Below are 18,612 nucleotides of genomic sequence, written 5' to 3'. Positions count from 1 at the left end.
GGGGGGAAGGCAGCACAGAAGCGTATTACCAAAATAAAGATTTAATTGGGGTAACACGCTCTCTGAGGGAGGGGGAGGATATGTGGGGGCTTCGCCCCCACGCCCCTTCAGTAAAAGAAATTTCGCAGCCAGAGGAAAGAAATATGAAAGGAAGTGAGGATGTGCACAGGATAAAGAAAATAGCAGCAGCATTATCTGCGGCAGGGCTTTGCTTTTCTTATGCATATCCTGCTTCCGCTCAGCAGACAAGTGCCACGTACAGCTATGACCGCTGGGGAGATGCGATACCGTCACAGGCCGGCTATGAAGCGGTACGAAGCGTTTACGGAAAAGATCTCGGAATTTCCGGATTTTCAGAGATCTCAGATCTTTTTATAGCGCAGGACGGAAAATTTTACATCGCAGACAGCGGAAATGACCGTATCATAATAGCTGACGGTGATCTTGAAGGAGCGTCTGCTGTTCTGACCGAGTTTGATTATGAGGGAGAAAAGCTTGTCTTAAGCAGTCCCGGCGGAGTTTACGTTTCCGCTGAAGGCATGATCTACATTGCTGATACGGATAATTCGCGTATTATTCGCTGCGACCAGACAGGAAAGACTGATCTTGTCATCACCCGACCGGATTCAGACCAGTACACTGCGGTAACATTCATGCCGAAAAAGGTGCTGTGTGACAAGGCCGGATTCATCTACGCAGTTGACTCAAATGTAAATACCGGTGCTGTTATGTTTTCTCCTGACGGAAGTTTCAGGGGATTTTACGGTGCGAACAGGGTAGGACAGACCGGCAAAGTCATTAAGGATCATTTTTTTAAGCTGTTTGCCGGTGAGGAAATGCGTAAGTATATGACAAATACAGTCCCTTCGGCTGTTTCAGGGTTTGACATTGATAGTAAAGGCTTTATCTATACATGCAGCAGCTCGCTTTCCCAGGACACTGACAGGATCAAGAAAGTAAACGCAGCCGGTTACAATCTGTTTGAGGGCATCTACACGGAATTCGGTGACAGACCGACGGCTGACTACAGCGACTATCCTCAGAATTCTTTTATAGATATTGATACTGATCCTTACGGTAATATGAACTGTCTCGACTACACCAACGGAAGAGTGTTCCAGTACGATGAAGACTGCGAACTGCTTTTTATTTTCGGCGGAAAGGGAAGTCAGACGGGGACATTCAGACAGGTATCGGCCATTGAATCAACGGAAAAATGTGTTTACGTTTCCGATTCGCAGAAAAATACCATAACTGTTTTTGAAAAAACTGATTTCGGCGGGAAAGTGCATGAAGCCGAACGCCTTTACAACGCCGGATATTACGACGAGGCTCTCGGACCGTGGTTCGAGGTGCTTGGAAGAGATGGCAGCTACCGGAGAGCATTTATCGGAATAGCTGATGCCTATATAAATCAGGGCAGATATGAAGAAGCGATGAAATACGCAAAGCTTGCCGATTCAGGATGGCGCTATGACCGTGCTTTTGAAGGCGCGCGTGAAAAATGGATAAGTGAACATTTTCCGCTGCTTGCATTTCTTATAACTGCGGCTGTGGTGCTGTGCGCAGTACTGCGTTTCAGGAAAAAGACGGACAGCCGGCAGAAAGGAGGAAAAGCTCTATGATGGACCTTTCGGAAAAGCAGTGGGTGAGCCATGCGGTATTCCATCCCTTCGAAGGTTTTGAGGATATGCGCTGGAAGAAAAGCGGTTCACTTAAATACGCTTTTATTATTGTTTTTCTGTTTTTTGCCGGAACGGTGATCCATGACAGGCTGTACGGCTTTCAGTTTCATGACAGCTATGACAGGATATTCAACATAATTCCCTACATAGTAAAGAGTATCGTACTGTTTGCGGCCTGGGTCGTCGGTAACTGGTCAGTCTGTACTCTGCTTGACGGTGAGGGCACGCTGCGCCGTATCTGTATTTTCAGTGCCTACGCACTGATACCGTATGTGGCTTCTCTGTTTATCACCACACTTATGTCGAATGTGCTCATAGCTGACGAGGGTGTGTTTATTTCATGTGTTTACGGTACGGCAGTACTGTGGAGCGGAGTTCTTCTTTTCAATGCGGTCAAAACTGTGCATCAGTACACGGCGGCAAAGACGGTATCAGCGGTTTTTCTTACGATCGTTTCAATGTTTATAATGATGTTTCTTCTGGTGCTTGTTCTTTCACTTTTCCAGAAGGCGGGACTTTTTATTTATTCTATCTATACTGAGATCCAGTACAGGATCAAGGTTTAAAGGCGGTGAGCGGAAATGCAGAAAAAATATTTAAGATCTGCTGCGGCAGCAGCGGCTTTGTGCATGCTTTTACCGGCGTTCTGCATATCTGCTGAACAGGTAACGGAAGATCCTGTACAGTCTGCTGCGGAAGTGACGGAAACCGAAGTAAATGAAGCCGGGGAAAATAACGAAAACACAGATTATGTCATGAGGACGGAAAATGAAGTCCTTAAGACGATGACCAGAGCCTGCGAAAATGAAAATCTTATTCTTTTTTATTCAGAGGAAGAGGATCTTATTGCGCTTGAAAACAAAAAGAACGGGTATGTCTGGTGGTCATCACCTGTAAATGCAGAGGGCGATCCTGCGGCTAAGGCAACTGTGAAGAAGGAACTGGAGTCATCGCTCGTTGTGGTATACGGTGATCCGAAACAGAGAACGGGATCGACTCTTCGTTCTGCCAGAAATTCAAAACGAAGCTGCAGGATCAAGGGTGACACGCTGGAAGTGACTTACCGTTTTCCTCTGACCGGATTTGTTATTCCGGTAAAGTATACACTTGAGGAAAAATGTCTGCGTGCGAGTGCTGATACTGCATCTTTCAGAGAGACAAAGCGTGACGGCGATGAGAGCAGCATAATTCTTGAACTGTCTGTTCTGCCTAACATTATGGCGGCAGGAAACTATGAAAAAGGATACTACATTATTCCGGACGGATGCGGGGCAAAAATAGATTTCAATAACGGAAAAACCGGCTCCCGTGCATATTCCGCCAAAGTGTACGGAACAGATATCACTGCAGTTCCGCAGTATGCGCCTGACAGGACTGAGGAGGTTTATCTTCCGGTCTATGCATCGGTAAAGGAAAACGGCAACGCAATGCTTGCGGTTATCAGCCGCGGCGATTCAAATGTACTTATACAGGCATCAGTCAGCGGTCTTAACAAGAGCAGCTACAATACGTGTTCATCAAGGTTCGTTCTCAGAAACAGCGACACTTACTACATGAACAGCGAACCTCTGACAGTATTTGAAAACAGTGACATAGGAACTGATTCACTTGAACTGAAGTTTTTCCCGACAGGCGGCCGAAACACCGGATGTGCTGAAGTGGCAGCCATGTACCGGCAGTATCTTATCGATGAACAGGAAGTGGAAAAGAAGAACGACAGACTTCCGCTCTGCATCGATCTTTACGGCGGAGTAACATGCAAAGAACCGTTTCTTGGTGTTCCCGTGACGAAAAAAAAGGCAGTAACGACATTTGAAAAAGCCGGTGAGATAGTTTCTGAACTTAGAAACGGAGGAGCCGGTGAAATGATAGTAAGTCTGGAAAACTGGACCGATGACGGAATTAAAGGAAAGGTCGATGTTTCAGCGAGACCTTCACGCACGCTGGGCGGTGAGGAAGGCTTCAGGAAAATGACTTCACTGTTTATGAGTATGGGTGTACGGTTCTGCCCTGCCGTGAACAATATTACGTTTTCATCCGGAAACGGTTACTGGGAGTTCAGCGATACGGCAATGCGTGCATCGGGCCAGTATTCGAAGCAGATAAAATTCAGTCTCGCCTACGGAACGAAGGACGGACAGAAGAAGCCGCAGTCACTGCTTTCACCTGCGGTTTTCCCGGGCATATTCAATGATATAACCACGGGCTACTGCAGAAGATCACTGAACGGCATATGTCCGGGCGAGATAACCACAGTCCTTTACGGCGATTACGGAAAGAAACATATTGAACGGTGCGTTGCGGAAAAATACATCTGCGACGGACTTCAGAAATTTGACGAAGATATCGGTTTCGTATACTCAAGAGGCGCTTCCGCCTATGCGTTCGGATACACCGATCATATTTCGGATGTTCCGCTCCGTTCAAGCGGATATGATATTTTTGACGGTGATCTGCCTTTTTATCAGCTTGTTCTTCACGGACTTATCCCGTATTCATCCACTTCAGTAAACGGTGATGCCGATCCCGAAAAGCTTATACTTATGGCGGCTTCTGCAGGAAGCGGACTACGGTTTGATCTTACAGGCACTGAAACAAGTGAACTCAAGGATACTGAGTACGATAAATATTTCTATGCTGACAGCGGTTTCTGGAGCGGTTATGCATGCAGAAGCCAGAAGTTCATAACTGATATACTGTCAGATGTAAAGGATGAGTATATTACAGACTATACGGTGAACGGGGATGTCATAACCACGGTTTATTCGGACGGTACAGTAATGAAGACTGATCTTTCCGCCGGAACTGTTGTTTCGGGCAGCAAAACCTGGGTTCTTGACGACTATCTTAGAGAAGACGGAGGTGCAGGCGACTGATGAAAAAGGAAAAAAGAAAAGCACGTCTTTCCTATGAAAAGCAGAAAAGCCTGTACGGTTACGGCTTTCTGAGTCTCTGGATCATCGGTACACTTGTGTTTTTTATAATTCCGGTGGCAAATTCGTTTATCTATTCATTTGAAGATGTTACTCCCGGTGCCGGCGGTGTGTGGACGGGGCTTAAAAACTATTCTGCAGCGCTGACAAAAGATCCGTATTTCCGCACATATCTTACCGATGAGATCGCTGAGATGCTGAGGACGACGCCGATAATCCTTATATTTTCAATGTTTTCAGCTGTGCTGATAAATCAGAAATTCCGGGGAAGGACATTTGTAAGAGCGGTTTTCTTCCTTCCGGTAATAGTTGCATCCGGGCCGGTCTATGCGGTTATAACCGGTGATATGAATGTCAGCGGAGCTGAAGGTGCCGAGCAGTTCTCAACTGTATTTGAAACAGATATGGTTACTGATCTGCTGGAGTTTACAGGTATTTACGGACTGAGTCAGACACTGACAGATACAATAAAGCATACCATAGACGGAATTTTCGCCATAGTGTGGCATTCGGGAATTCAGATACTCATCTTTCTTGCGGCACTTCAGAATATTCCGCCGTCGGCAAGAGAGGCGGCCGAACTCGAGGGTGCCACGGCATGGGAATACTTCTGGAAGATCACCTTTCCGTATGTAAGCCCGATGATACTTGCAAACCTCGTGTTTACGGTCATTGATTCATTCACTGATTCAGGCAACAAGGTAATGGAACGTATAATAGCTATGCAGAGCGACTGGAAATACGGGCTTGCAGCAGCTATGGTATGGTCATATTTCGGAATAGTTATCCTGATGGTGGGACTTGTTTTTCTTGTGATCGGAAAACACGTTTACTACGAGGTCGACTGATGAATAAAGAAGAAAAGAAAAAAAGACACGACAGAAAAAAAGAACATGAGAAGCTCATGTCAAAGGAACAGCTGACATATCTCAGAAGAAAAAGGATAACAGATGCAGTCTGGCCTGTTTTCAGGACGCTTATTCTTACCGGACTCTGTTTTGTTATCCTGTATCCGCTTATTTTCATGATAAGCTGTGCTTTCAGGGAACGCGGTGACATGAATGATCCGACGGTCATGTGGATACCGAGGCATTTCACGCTTGATGCCATTAAGGAAACTGCAAGAGCAATGGATCTGAAAAATACACTTGTAAATACGCTTTTTATAAATATCGGGTGTTCATTCTGCCAGATCATTTCGACGGCAGTGACAGGATATGGGTTCGCACGGTTTCAGTTTAAGGGGAAAAAGATACTGTTTGCCGTGGTGATCCTCATGATACTCGTACCGCCGCAGGTGATCCTGCTTCCGCAGTATGATCTGTTCAAGTCTCTGGGAATGATAAATACAGCCTGGACTATGTATCTGCCTGCCATGACAGCAAATGGTATCAGGGCCGGTATCATGATATTCATCTTCAGGCAGTTCTTCCGCGGCCTTCCGCGTGAACTTGAAGATGCCGCCTGTCTCGACGGATGCGGTCCGTTAAGGACGTTTCTGGTGATCATGATGCCGAATGCACTATCCTCGCTGCTTACAGTATTTCTTTTTGCAGTGGTGTGGTACTGGAACGACTACTACGTATGCAACGCATTCTTCAGCAGCAACCGCACACTCGCCCTCACAATAAAAAACATTCAGCCGGTCCTCAACGCCGCACTCTTCAACGATGCAAGTCTCAGAGTCTCCGCCCGCGAGTACGTAGTCTGGACCCAGGCTGCCTGCCTTATGTCCATCTCGCCGATGCTTGTTATGTATATTTTCCTGCAGAAGCATTTCACAGAAGGCATAGAACGCTCCGGCCTCGCCGGCTGATGGTATCATTCGGTATCATCCGCCTCTTACGAACCGGATGATGCTATAGAAAAAATGCTGCACATTTTCATGCGCAGCATTTTGAAGGCCCCGTTTAATTTTCATAATTTACGAAAAACGGCCTCAGTAAAGTAAAAATCAACTTTACTGAGGTCGGTTTTGTATTCAGTTAGGTTTAGCTTTTAGCCATTTCTGCTTTGAGTTCTTCAAGCTTTTCAGGTGAAATCCCGGAGTACTTAATGATAAGATCATCTGAAACACCGTCGAAAATCATATTTTTGGCAGTTTCGATTTGATGTTTAAGGATGCCGTTAATCTCGCCCTTTTGCATACCTTCATCATAGATTTTCATTCCTTCGGTAATGATCATAGGTCCGCGCATAATATTACCAACTCCCTTGCTGACTGATTTGTATTTCTTTGCAATCTGGTTTATAACATCCTTTGAAAGGCTAGCGATGGTGTTGTACTCCAGCGCTGTGATCTCGCCTTTGTCTCTAAGTTCAATAAGTCTGTCAGATATCTGCTTAAACTTGCTTTCAAGGATCTTAAGCTTTTCTTCGTTCTTTTCACACGCAGGCAGTTCTTTTTCAAAATTGAAAATATAGAACGGTATGAGCATGTATAGCTTCTTTTCAAAGATCTGTTCTATCGTGTAGCTTTTCATCCTGACGACCGGAACGTAGTAACTGATGTGCTTTCCGCCTGGAACTTCGATACTTATCTTCAGTTTCTTTGGCGTTTTTCTGCTGCTTCTTAGATAAAGAATAGCGGTGTGAGGTAAGGATACTGTTATTGCATCCTCTGTTACTTTGCTGTTGTCAAGTGCAATCTGCGTATCATACTCGAAAATGCGTAAGAGCATATTATCCGAATAGGGACTGCTTTCACATTCAAGATGATAGTTCTTTTTTCCTTCACCGATAACAGTAAAATTGGTATCAGTGATTCTCCTTTTATCGGCATCTTCATTCTGAATAATGAAATGCTCGTTAGGGTAGAAGACTATCTGTTCGTTGCCGGAGTAGTTTTCACCGAAAGCTTCATTGATAAACGGCAGTACGAATTGGCAACATTCGTTAATAATAGATCGGAAGGCTCCGTCATAGACTTCGCTCATTCTTCTCCTCCTTTTTAGTATAACATATCCGGAGTAGTTATACAATGTAAATTATTTACTGCAGTAACTTGATTGTACCATATTGATGACCGGAAGTAAACAGTTTCGCCCTAACAGGTAATCATTTCGCCCTAACAGGTATTTTTTCTCCTAATGATTGGCAATTAAATAGAAAATAATGTTAATTCTCGTTATTCATATTCACCTAACCAAAGATACATCGTTTGTGAATGTGAACAAAATTTCTTTATACCCGTTTACAAATTAAAGTTATTGTGATAATATAATTTACATCGAAAGCGATACGGAAAAGCTGGCTGAAATGAATGATGAGCAGTTCAGCGGTTCCGAAAAAAGGGAGATATTTATTATATTTTTATGATTGCGAAAGCGGGGAGTTAAAATGAGAAAGTTCATGACAGTTTTATCAGTTGTACTTGGCATTCTTACATTTGCAGCGGTTTCGTATGTAGGACAGGACAGCAGTAAATTCAATGCAGCTCTTATCTGCATTCCTGCACTTCTGTGCATTATGACTGCAATAGTAGGGGACAGACCGGACAGTCAGAAACTTGATCTTGATGAGGTTGATGCTGACATCTGATGCAAACGGAGATTTCTGAGCAAAACATTTCCTCGGCAGGGGGCTGCCGCAGCAAAGACAATTAAACAGTGCGCAATATAGAAAACGCAGTCTGTAACGCATACAGGCTGTGTTTTTTTGTGGGTATATACGGCGAAGCCGTATTTCCGAAGGTAGGATTTAAACAGCTTCTTATCGGCGCGTTTTTCGGCGCGGTACTCATGCTTGCGATATACCAGCTTCCGGTCATACTTTCAGTGCGGTACGGCATCGATATCTGGGTATGGCTCAAATCTGTTTTCGGACACAAGGGTGTTACGTTCATGACAGTCGTGATAATTGTTATCAATTTTCCGTGGTACGCCGTCTGTGCGGATCTGTTTGCATCTTCCATGGGGAATCTGGCGGGACTGTTCGGGGTGACGCTGCCCGGGTGGACGCATCTTGCACTTCAGCTTCTCTGCGTTGCAGCCGGAACCATAATAGCCTACCGCGGTGTCACATCGATAACTTTTACAACACGTATACTCGTTCCGCTTCTTCTTGCCCTCGGAGTAGTTGTTGTCATAGTCGGATTCACTTCCGTTCCGTTTGATACGATATGGAACTACAAACCTGATACTTCAGCATATCCGAAGAGTATAATACCGTACATCATTTCCATTGAAGCGAATTTTGCCTTTGTTATCACCCTCGTCGGCGGTATGGCGGAAGTGCCTCGTCTCACCAGAAAGGAAAGCTCCGGTTTCTGGGCAGGCGTGCTCGGTCAGGGCGCTGCAGGTTCATTTTTCGTAGTTGTAGGCGCAGTTATGGCAATTGCCATGAACCACGTTACAGGCGAGATGATCGACGACCCGACACTCATGCTTGCGACTCTTTCCGTTCCCGCTCTTGCCTTCAGCTCGCTCCTTCTCGTTGCCTTCGCCAATATCGGAACACAGGCTGTCGGTTCGTACATCTACGGCGTAATGCTCAAGACGTCGTTCCGTAAAGCAGATTACCGCCTCCTCATCATGATACTTGCAGTTTACGTCGGCATTCTCTGCGTATGGGGAAAGATCATCGAGTACTTCGGTTCCTTCCTCACAGTCAGTGCCTGTGTATATGCTCCGCTTGCCGCTCTTCTGTTCGTGGATTTCTTCTTCGTACGAAAGCAGAAGCTCTCTCTCCGCGGTGCATACGGCCTCGGAAAAAGCACAGTCTACGACTATACCGGCGGATTCAACATTGTCGGACTTGCCTGTGTTGCTGCCGGATGCGCCATGTCACTGCTCATCTACAATCCGCTTTCCGGTGAGATTCACAGCATGACTCTTTTCCGACTGACACCTACCGGATTTTCTTTCCTTGGAACAGGTGTGCTCTACTACGTTCTGAGTATCATTCCGCCTGTCAGAAGATACATTTTAAGGGACAGAGATGAGGTCACAGTATGAAGAAGCAGCCGGACACAACGCCTTTTGACCGCAAACGTATACCGCCGAAGCAGAACTTTTTCATGATGCCTCTTATCTGGGCAATCTGCTGGTTTGCCACAAGGAGTTCAAAGCTTCGTATAAACAAAGTCCGCATGAAGGGACTGAAACCGCCGTTTCTCGTTCTCGGCACCCATCATGCCTTCATGGATTTTCTTGTTTCGCCGCTGGCACTTTTCCCGTTCCGCGCCAATTACGTTTCCGAGCTTGAAGGTTTCGAAAACTACGGCGAGTGGATCTACCGTCAGGTGGGATGCCTCGGTACAAGAAAGTTCGTAAACGACATTTCCCTGATAAAGAACATACGGAATGTTATGCTCAGAAAAGGGATACTCGTCCTCTATCCTGAGGCGAGATATGCCAACGTCGGAACCAGTTCCGAACTTCCGGAATCTGTTGCTAAACTGGTAAAATATCTTGACGTTCCGGTAGTTGTCCTGAATATGCGGGGAAATTACCTTCAGTCACCTATCTGGAACCTGACCATGCGTAAGGAAGTCCTGCTCGATGCGACTATTACGCAGGTATTTACCCGTGAAGAAGTGGAAAAGGCAGACGAATCGGAGATAAATGCAAAGCTTTCAGAATTCCTTGCCTATGACGAATACGCCTGGCAGTATGAAACGAAGATGGCGGTAACCTATGAAAAGCGTGCCGAGGGAATAGAAAAGCCGTTATACTTATGTCCTGAGTGCGGAAAAGAGTTCTGCATGAAGACTTCCGGTGCGGACATCGAATGCACATCCTGCGGAGCAAAGCGACATATGACTGAATACGGACGCATGGTAAAGCCGGACGGCAGTGAGGATGAATTCTCGCATATCCCGGACTGGTACGAATATGAGAGACGCTGCGTGCATGAAGAGATCGGCGCAGACAGATACGCCCTTGACATGAAAGTAAGAATAGAGTCGCTTCCGAATGCGGTAAACTTCATTGATCTTGGCGAGGGAAGGCTTGTCCATAAAAAGGAGGGCTTTTATCTTACCTTTAAGGACTACGGAAAAACGGAACCTGAAACGATGTTCTTCTCATCATCTTCGATGACATCGATCCATACCGAGTACGACTACCGTGGAAAAGGTCAGTGCGTTACTCTTTCGACTGTTGACAATACTTATTTTATCTATCCGCTTGAAGAAGGCTTCAACGCAACCAAAATACAGTTTGCTGTGGAGTATTTCTATAAGCTTAATAAAAAAGGTTCGTAACACTGACCGCGGTTTTGTTTGCCTTGCAGACAGACCGCGGTTGTGTTATAATAAACATATGATTTTTTGGAATTCGTTAAAGGAGAATGCCGGATCATTTTTATGGTCTGCGTTTCCTGAAACGCTTTTACAGGAGCGGATTCAATGGACACACCGGTTTATGATTATCTGATCTCATATGCTGAAAGCGGCACGCTGCGTATGCATATGCCGGGACACAAGGGGAAGAAAACCGGCAATGAACTGTCGGAAATATTCAGACTTGATCTGACCGAAATAACCGATGCCGGCAATCTGTTTTCGGACGAGGGGATAATAGCTGAAAGCGAGAGAAATGCCACAGAGCTTTTCGGAACGAAGGCAACGTTCTATTCCACGGGCGGTTCGACCCAGTGCATACAGACCATGCTCGCCCTTGTAAAACGCGAGGGCAGGAAAGTCATTGCTGTGCGAAACGTTCACCGTGCATTTCTTAGTGCCTGTACGCTTCTTGACATCGATCCGGACTGGATAATGCCGGAGTATATTGACACCTACGTTTCCGGGCAGATACCTTTAAACGCTGTCGAAGAAAAACTTAAGGCGAATCAGAATGCCTGCCTTTACGTGACATCGCCGGATTATCTCGGTGCAATGGCAGATATAAAGACGCTGGCAGATCTGTGCCACCGTTACGGCGCGGTACTTCTAGTTGATAACGCCCACGGCGGACTGCTGCCGTTTTACAGCGAAAACCGCCATCCGGTGCATCTGGGGGCTGATCTGTGCTGCGACTCGGCACATAAAATGCTTCCGGCACTGACGGGAGCGGCTTATCTGCATGTTGGAAACGAGCGTTACGTTTCAAAGGAGAAGGAAGCCATGCTGCTTTTTGCCTCCACCAGTCCGTCCTATCTCATAACCTGTTCACTTGATCTGTGCAACCGCTTTATCGCTGATGAAATACGCGGGAAGCTTGCAGACGCAGTAAAATGGACGGATGAACTCCGGAGGACAGTGGAAAAACGTTATGTCATCTCATATCCGGCCTTCGACCGCGAAGATCTTCACTTTACAGTAAATGCTGCGAGGAGTGGCATAAAGGGATCAGTACTTGCCGCATATCTCCGTGAGAACGGCATCGAATACGAATACGCAGACGATACCTACATAGTAATGCTCTTCTCACCGTGCGACGATCACGATGCATATCTTAAGGTGGCAGATGTGCTCATGAAGACTGACTTCGTTCCGGAATATCCGAAGGAAGAAAAATTCCACCTTCCGCCTCCGGAGAAGATACTAACAATTCGTGAAGCCGCCTTCCGTGACTACGAAGAGATACCGGTAAACAAATCCACCGGACGCATCTGCACCTCCCTCGACCTCCCGTGCCCTCCCGCCGTACCGATAGCCGTAAGCGGCGAACTCATCTCACCGGAACTTGCAGAAATAATGCAGAGCTTCGGTATCGATACAGTGAGAGTCGTAAAGAACGATATAAAGGAATAATCATCTGGAATGAAAATCTATGGAAATAAATTAATAAAAGAAACTATAATAAATATGTCCGAAAAGGACAGAATGGCTCATTCGTTCCTTATATGCGGTGAGAAGGGGCTTGGAAAGAAGACTATTGCTGACTGGCTTGCAGCACTGCTTGTGTGTGAAAGTGCGGAGAAGCCGTGCTTTGCGTGCAGGTCATGTCATCTTGCTTCAGAACACACCCATCCGGATATTATCTATGCGGAGCATAGCGGCAAGCTGGGCGGATTTTCTGTCGATACGGTCAGGGAGATCTGCTCGGATGCGTATATAAAACCGAATAACGGCGACAGGAAAATATATATATTCACTGACGCTGACAAAATAACCGTTCAGGCGCAGAACTCGCTGCTCAAGCTTATTGAAGAGCCGCCGGATCATGCGTATTTTATCTTTACCGTGACGGACAGAAACGTTATCCTCGAGACCATTCGTTCAAGAGTCATAACCCTGAATGCTGCGCCGTTGAGCCGTGAAGAACTTATGGAAGCACTGGCTGCGTGCGGTGTTTCCGGAGCGGATGCGGAAGAGGCAGCGTCTGTTTTCGGCGGTAATGCCGGCAGGTGTCTGGAATACATCAGTTCAGATGCCATGAAGACCGCTGTTGATTTGACAAAAAAGGTCACAGACTGTATAATTAACAGGGACGAGTACGGCATACTGAAGAATCTTACTGATGCTTCGGCCGACAAGGATATGTTTAAAACCGTCATAGGAATGCTCGACTGCATAATCCGTGATGCCCTTGCGCTGCGTTATGATCCTGGCAGCATGACAGGATGCTATGACAGAGGAGCACGTGAACTGTCATCCGGTACGACAATGAATGCCTGTGAAAGGATGCACGACGCACTCGGAAAAGCGTACTCGCTTATCGATAAAAATGTAAATATCAAGCTGATCGCGTCGGTTCTCTGCGGTGAGATCACGGCTTTCAGACAGCTTTAATGTAAAGGAATAATAACATGGTAGAAATAGTCGGAATAAGATTCAAGAAAAACGGAAAGATCTATTACTTCGCTCCGGGAAAGATAAAGGCCGAGGCCGGCCAGAAAGCCATTGTCGAAACAGTCCGCGGTGTTGAATGCGGTGAGGTCGTAATCCCGAACCGGATGCTCGAAGACAGTGCTGTTACTTCCGAACTCAAGGAAGTTATCAGAATTGCCACTCCGGAGGATCTTGAAGTGGTAAAGAAAAACAAACAGAAAGAGAAAGATGCATTTGCCATCTGCCAGCAGAAAATAAAGAAGCGCGGTCTCGACATGAATCTGATCGATGTTGAGTACACGTTTGACAACAACAAGATCCTGTTCTACTTCACAGCCGAAACACGTGTTGACTTCCGTGAACTTGTAAAGGATCTGGCTGCCGTGTTCAGAACAAGAATAGAACTCAGGCAGATCGGTGTCCGCGATGAAGCCAAGATACTCGGCGGACTCGGTATATGCGGACGTGAATTCTGCTGCAAGGGCTGCATAGGTGAGTTCCAGCCTGTTTCCATCAAGATGGCTAAGGAACAGGGTCTTTCACTCAACCCGACAAAGATATCCGGTACCTGCGGAAGACTTATGTGCTGCCTCAAGTACGAGCAGAACACATATGAGGAGCTTCTTAAGATCACACCTAAGACCGGTGCCTATGTCCGTATGCCGAATGAAGTCAAGGGATACGTTGAGGAGGCTAACATCATTACAGGAAAACTTAAGGTTCGTCCGGAAAACGACAGCGCAGTACCTGTTATCATCGACAGAAGTGAAGTTACCATTATCAAGGACTCAGTGATCAAGGTCAACAAAGACGAAATCAAGGCGCTCAAAGCCCTTGAAGAATAATTTTTGTAAAGGCACTTGATTTTTTCAGAAAAATGTACTATACTAATAATTAGCACTCGGAGTGTTCGAGTGCTAATTTGATTTTATATGGAGTGAATTAATAATGGAAACAAAACAGTTCAAAGCAGAATCCAAAAAACTTCTTGAGATGATGATCAACTCTATATACACTCATAAAGAGATATTTTTAAGAGAACTCATCTCCAACGCAAGCGATGCTATTGATAAGCTCTACTTCAAGTCACTTACAGACGATGCAGTAGGCCTGAATAAAGACGATTTCGAGATCCTTGTAAACGTGGACAAGGAAAACAGAAAGATCACAATTACCGATAACGGTATCGGTATGACACGCGACGACCTTGAAAACAACCTCGGTACTATCGCCAAGAGCGGCTCACTCGACTTTAAGTCAAACAATGAGCTCGGCGAGGACGTTGACATTATCGGTCAGTTCGGTGTCGGCTTCTACTCAGCTTTCATGGTAGCCAAGGAAGTAACAGTACGTTCAAAGGCATACGGCGCTGACAAGGCTTACGAATGGAAGTCCGAAGGCGTTGAAGGCTACACTATCGACGAATGCGACCGTGACAAGGTCGGTACTGAGATCATCCTCAGCGTAAAGGATGACACTGAAGAGGAAAAGTACAGCGAATATCTCGAACAGTACAGACTCCAGTCTATCATCAAGAAGTACTCCGACTACATCCGTTTCCCTGTAAAGATGGATGTTGAACATTCACGCAAGAAGGAAGGTACTGAGGACGAGTACGAAACATTCATCGAGCGTGAGACCATCAACAGCATGGTTCCTATCTGGAAGAAGAACAAGAACGAACTCAAGGATGAAGACTACAACAGCTTCTACAAGGAAAAGTTCTTTGACTACACCGATCCTATAAAGCACGTACACGTAAAGACAGAAGGTACTGCAACATACAACGCACTTCTCTACATCCCGGCAAAGGCTCCTTATGACTACTACACAAGAGAGTTTGAAAAGGGACTTCAGCTTTATGCAAACGGCGTTCTTATCATGGACAAGTGTGCTGATCTTCTCCCTGACCACTTCAGCTTCGTCAAGGGTCTTGTTGATTCGGAAGATCTTTCACTCAACATTTCAAGAGAAATGCTCCAGCACGACAGACAGCTCAAGCTCATAGCAAAGAGCATTGAAAAGACTATCAAGAACGAGCTTTCAAAGATGCTCAAGAATGAACGTGAAAAGTACGAGGAATTCTACAAGGCATTCGGCCTCCAGCTCAAGGCAGGCGTTTACTCATCATACGGCATGAACAAGGATACTCTCTGTGATCTCCTCATGTTCTACTCATCAAACGAGGAAAAACTCACAACACTTGAAGAATACGTTTCAAGAATGAGAGAAGACCAGAAGTTCATCTACTACGCAACAGGCGAGAGCATCCAGAGAATAAAGAGTCTCCCGCAGACAGAAATGGTTCTTGACAAGGGCTACGAGATCCTTTACCTCACAGAGGGTGTTGATGAATTTGCCATCAAGATGCTTAACACATACAAGGAAAAGCAGTTCAAGTCAATTTCAGCAGGTGACCTCGACATCGAAACTCCTGAGGAAAAGGAAGAGATCAAGGCCAAGGCTGAAGAGAGCAAGGAAATGTTTGCTTTCATGAAGGAAACTCTCGGCGACAAGATCAAGGAAGTAAGACTTTCACAGAGACTTAAGTCACATCCTTGCTGCCTTACAAGCGACGGTGATCTTTCACTTGAAATGGAAAAGGTGCTCAATGCTATGCCTACAGACAACAAGGTAAAGGCAGAAAAGGTCCTCGAGATCAATCCTGATCACGCTATCTTCGGCAAGCTCAAGGAGCTTTATAATGATGACAAGGAAAAGCTTAAGAAGTATACAGAGCTTCTTTATACACAGTCACTTCTTATCGAAGGCATGTCAATTGATGATCCGGTTGGATTCTCAAATATGATCTGTGATCTTATGACAGGAAAATAAGGGGTTATTATCCCCACCCCCAACCCCCTCCCCACCCCCAACCCCCTCCCCACGGGAGGGGGCTAACAAAAAATCCGCCTTTCTAATGAAAGACGGATTTTTTATATTCCGAAACCGGAAATGAATTTGTTTTTGCTTATGTTTTTTAAGTCCGGATGGAGCGGGGAGTGGGTTTCGCGGAAAAGCGGGATGTCGTTGAGGACTATTCCGTTTACTTTTACTTCTGAAAGTTCGAGACTTTTAAGTGCTCTTTCAGTTTCGGCATCGTGTGTCACGCCGCTTCTTATTACCATGAAGACAAGGTCAGCTGCTTCAGTGAGCGCCAGTGCGTCTGAATAGGCGTTTACAGGCGGTGTATCGACTATGACGTAATCAAACATGTTCTTTATATTACGCAGATGACTGAGCGTTTCAGGGCGTGTGAGAAGGGTGAGGGGATTTATGTTCCTCGAGTTACCCTGAGGGAGTACGAACAGCGAATGATATTCAGTGAAAAGGATCGCGTCCTTGACCGGAATATGTTCAAACACCATGTCATAGAGTCCCGGTGTATCTCTGTCCATGTTGAATGCACGTGTGAGTCTGCGGTTTCTCATGTTACAGTCGATCAGCAGTACTGATTTTCCCTGTGCCGCAGCTGTAATGCCGAGGTTTATTGCGGCTGTAGTTTTTCCGTCGCCGATTTCCGGACTTGTGAAAATGATCATACCGCTCTGCGGTTCGTTTATCTCGTTTAAGGATGTGTAGAAATCTCTGAAAGCATCGAAGAATTCCACACTTGTTTTAGAGTTGATCATTATGGTGTTGTGATCAGGATTATATGCCGAGGTATCGGTTTTTCTTGCTGATTCCGGAACGATGGTCTGCTTTTTCAGAAAGTTTTTTGTGAATTCACTTGTTTCAGCTCTGAAACCGTATCCTTCGTGAGTAGGTATTCTGGCGATGACAGGAATCTTGAAACGCTGAACGGACTCCACGGCTGTATTCTGCCTGAACATTGATTCGTGGGTGTGTATGAACCAGACCGCTCCTGCGGCTCCTGCTGCCGCGAACAGAATGATCAGCGATATAAATCCCGGCCTTTTCGGGCTTTCAGGAAAACAAGCGCTTTCTATGTTTATTACAAGAAAAGTTTTGTCGGACATTTCTGCAGTGAGTTTCCGCGGAGCAAGTTCAATGATTTTGTGTATGAAATAAACGTCCGTGGAGTTTTTGCATGTAACTTTCACCTTGAAAGTCGGGGATGTCCTGCTGGCAGTGACTTTTACCATCTGCTTCAGCTCGCGGAGAGTGAATTTTTCCTTTACCTTTTCATTTTCCGAAAGATGATTCAAAAAGTGATCATGCTTAAAGAATGATCGTATTTCATCAGGATGGACTATTTCGTTGTGCAGTCCTGATGTGTCCGTTACAAGAAATGCAGCTGTTGAGCTGAATACAGGTTTTATAAATATCAGCCCGGCGATCACACCGATTATCATAGAAGCAATGGTGAATATCAGCAGAAATATTATACGCCGGTATTTCTTTAAATATTTTTCCACGATGCCTCCCGTGTATTACTGCGGCTGTTTGACTTTATCAAGATAGCCTTCCCTGCACAGTGATTCCACTGCATCGGCTATGGCTTTTGCGTAATCCTTGTAGTGTGCGTCAAACAGTCTGTTGTCTTCGTCATTTGAAATGAATCCCAGTTCTATGATGCAGGCAGGCATATCAGTCCACTCGATTATCTGGAAGTTGTTCTGCTTGTCATTGGTATAACCGTGCTGAACGCCGCGGTCATACTGGATTCCGACTTTGGTGAGCTCCTGTTTAAGCTTGAAGCCGAGAACATCGTCAACTACAGTAGCCTGCTGCTGTACCCAGATCTCCAGCCCGTTGGCAGTGTGATCCTCGCTCATGTTGCGGTGCAGTGCAATATAAAGGTCTGCTTTGGCTTCGTTGGCGAAATCAGCTCGCTCACGGTTGGACATGAATGTGTCATTTGACTGTCTTGTTATTATCGGCTTTAATCCTTCGCGGTTCATGAGTTCCTCATAAACGACAGTAGCATATCTGAGATTGTCGACTTTTTCAAGACGGTCGCCGTTTGAGCTTCCTATATCATCACCGCCGTGTCCGGGATCGACACAAATGATGTATTCATCCTTGTGCACTTGTTCATTCTGTGAAGAGGAACCGGTGTCAGAAACTGTGCTTGATATACTTGTTTCGCTTCCTTTTTTCTGTTTCTGAAGATTATGCTTTTTGGTACATCCGTTTATAAGTGTGCTTATAAGAATAAAAATTAAAACAAATACTGTTAAACATCCGCAGACTCTGCCTTTGTGGATTCTTCGTACCACACGCTTTTTTCCCGAACTGCTGCCCGCCATCTTAAACCTCCGCGATAAGTATAATAAATAATATTTACAGTCTCTTTACTGTGCAAACCATGTTG

15 protein-coding genes are annotated in these 18,612 nt (G+C 45.6%); 12 read left to right on the top strand and 3 right to left on the bottom strand.

Annotated elements, in window-relative coordinates; translation table 11 throughout:
• The first annotated feature begins 143 nt into the window (after positions 1–143).
• From CC97_RS10860 to CC97_RS10840, 5 genes are read left to right on the top strand one after another with little or no spacing between them, the layout of a single operon-like run.
• The gene (locus CC97_RS10860; protein ID WP_049962849.1) at positions 144–1,625 is read left to right on the top strand and encodes an SMP-30/gluconolactonase/LRE family protein; all 1,482 of its coding nucleotides are present in this window, start codon (positions 144–146) and stop codon (positions 1,623–1,625) included.
• Positions 1,622–2,251 (top strand): Yip1 family protein, encoded by a 630-nt coding sequence (locus CC97_RS10855; protein WP_044974984.1) that lies wholly within the window; start codon positions 1,622–1,624, stop codon positions 2,249–2,251. The genes CC97_RS10860 and CC97_RS10855 overlap by 4 nt, the downstream gene beginning before the upstream one ends.
• 15 nt (positions 2,252–2,266) lie before the next feature.
• A complete protein-coding gene (locus tag CC97_RS10850; protein WP_044974983.1) occupies positions 2,267–4,561 on the top strand; it encodes a DUF5696 domain-containing protein in 2,295 nt (764 codons plus the stop codon).
• Entirely contained in the window at positions 4,561–5,466 is a 906-nt protein-coding gene (locus CC97_RS10845) for a sugar ABC transporter permease (protein ID WP_044974982.1), read from the top strand. Before CC97_RS10850 ends, CC97_RS10845 begins: the two co-directional genes overlap by 1 nt.
• Positions 5,466–6,434 carry a carbohydrate ABC transporter permease gene (locus CC97_RS10840; RefSeq protein ID WP_049962848.1) on the top strand — a complete coding sequence of 323 codons (969 nt, stop codon included), beginning with the start codon at positions 5,466–5,468 and terminating at the stop codon, positions 6,432–6,434. Before CC97_RS10845 ends, CC97_RS10840 begins: the two co-directional genes overlap by 1 nt.
• Before the next feature lie 175 nt (positions 6,435–6,609).
• Here CC97_RS10840 and CC97_RS10835 read toward each other — a convergent pair whose 3' ends face one another.
• On the bottom strand, positions 6,610–7,554 hold the full coding sequence (locus CC97_RS10835; RefSeq protein WP_044974981.1) for a hypothetical protein: 945 nt from the start codon (positions 7,552–7,554) through the stop codon (positions 6,610–6,612).
• 403 nt (positions 7,555–7,957) lie between these two features.
• On the opposite strand from CC97_RS10835, the gene CC97_RS10830 reads away from it, so the two are divergent.
• From CC97_RS10830 to htpG, 7 genes are all read left to right on the top strand, one after another.
• Positions 7,958–8,158 carry a hypothetical protein gene (locus CC97_RS10830; protein ID WP_044974980.1) on the top strand — a complete coding sequence of 67 codons (201 nt, stop codon included), beginning with the start codon at positions 7,958–7,960 and terminating at the stop codon, positions 8,156–8,158.
• A 119-nt stretch (positions 8,159–8,277) separates the two neighbouring features.
• Positions 8,278–9,573 (top strand): cytosine permease, encoded by a 1,296-nt coding sequence (locus CC97_RS10825; RefSeq protein WP_156036886.1) that lies wholly within the window; start codon positions 8,278–8,280, stop codon positions 9,571–9,573.
• The gene (locus CC97_RS10820; RefSeq protein WP_044974979.1) at positions 9,570–10,823 is read left to right on the top strand and encodes a hypothetical protein; all 1,254 of its coding nucleotides are present in this window, start codon (positions 9,570–9,572) and stop codon (positions 10,821–10,823) included. Before CC97_RS10825 ends, CC97_RS10820 begins: the two co-directional genes overlap by 4 nt.
• A 144-nt stretch (positions 10,824–10,967) precedes the next feature.
• Positions 10,968–12,314, top strand: a complete 1,347-nt coding sequence (locus tag CC97_RS10815) for an aminotransferase class I/II-fold pyridoxal phosphate-dependent enzyme (RefSeq protein WP_044974978.1) — start codon at positions 10,968–10,970, stop codon at positions 12,312–12,314.
• Between the two features lie 9 nt (positions 12,315–12,323).
• Positions 12,324–13,295, top strand: a complete 972-nt coding sequence (locus tag CC97_RS10810; RefSeq protein WP_044974977.1) for a DNA polymerase III subunit — start codon at positions 12,324–12,326, stop codon at positions 13,293–13,295.
• A gap of 17 nt (positions 13,296–13,312) precedes the next feature.
• Positions 13,313–14,179 (top strand): stage 0 sporulation family protein, encoded by an 867-nt coding sequence (locus tag CC97_RS10805; RefSeq protein ID WP_044974976.1) that lies wholly within the window; start codon positions 13,313–13,315, stop codon positions 14,177–14,179.
• A gap of 103 nt (positions 14,180–14,282) precedes the next feature.
• Positions 14,283–16,169 carry a molecular chaperone HtpG gene (gene htpG, locus CC97_RS10800; RefSeq protein WP_044974975.1) on the top strand — a complete coding sequence of 629 codons (1,887 nt, stop codon included), beginning with the start codon at positions 14,283–14,285 and terminating at the stop codon, positions 16,167–16,169.
• A gap of 101 nt (positions 16,170–16,270) precedes the next feature.
• Here htpG and CC97_RS10795 read toward each other — a convergent pair whose 3' ends face one another.
• Positions 16,271–17,713 carry a tyrosine-protein kinase family protein gene (locus CC97_RS10795; protein ID WP_044974974.1) on the bottom strand — a complete coding sequence of 481 codons (1,443 nt, stop codon included), beginning with the start codon at positions 17,711–17,713 and terminating at the stop codon, positions 16,271–16,273.
• 15 nt (positions 17,714–17,728) lie between these two features.
• Entirely contained in the window at positions 17,729–18,547 is an 819-nt protein-coding gene (locus tag CC97_RS10790) for an N-acetylmuramoyl-L-alanine amidase (RefSeq protein ID WP_049962846.1), read from the bottom strand.
• Positions 18,548–18,612: the final 65 nt, after the last annotated feature.

The sequence above is a fragment of the Ruminococcus sp. HUN007 genome (assembly GCF_000712055.1).
Classification (GTDB): Bacteria; Bacillota; Clostridia; order Oscillospirales; family Ruminococcaceae; genus HUN007.
The sequence above is the reverse complement of the archived record's forward strand: the minus strand, read 5'-3'. Positions and strand labels throughout refer to the sequence as shown.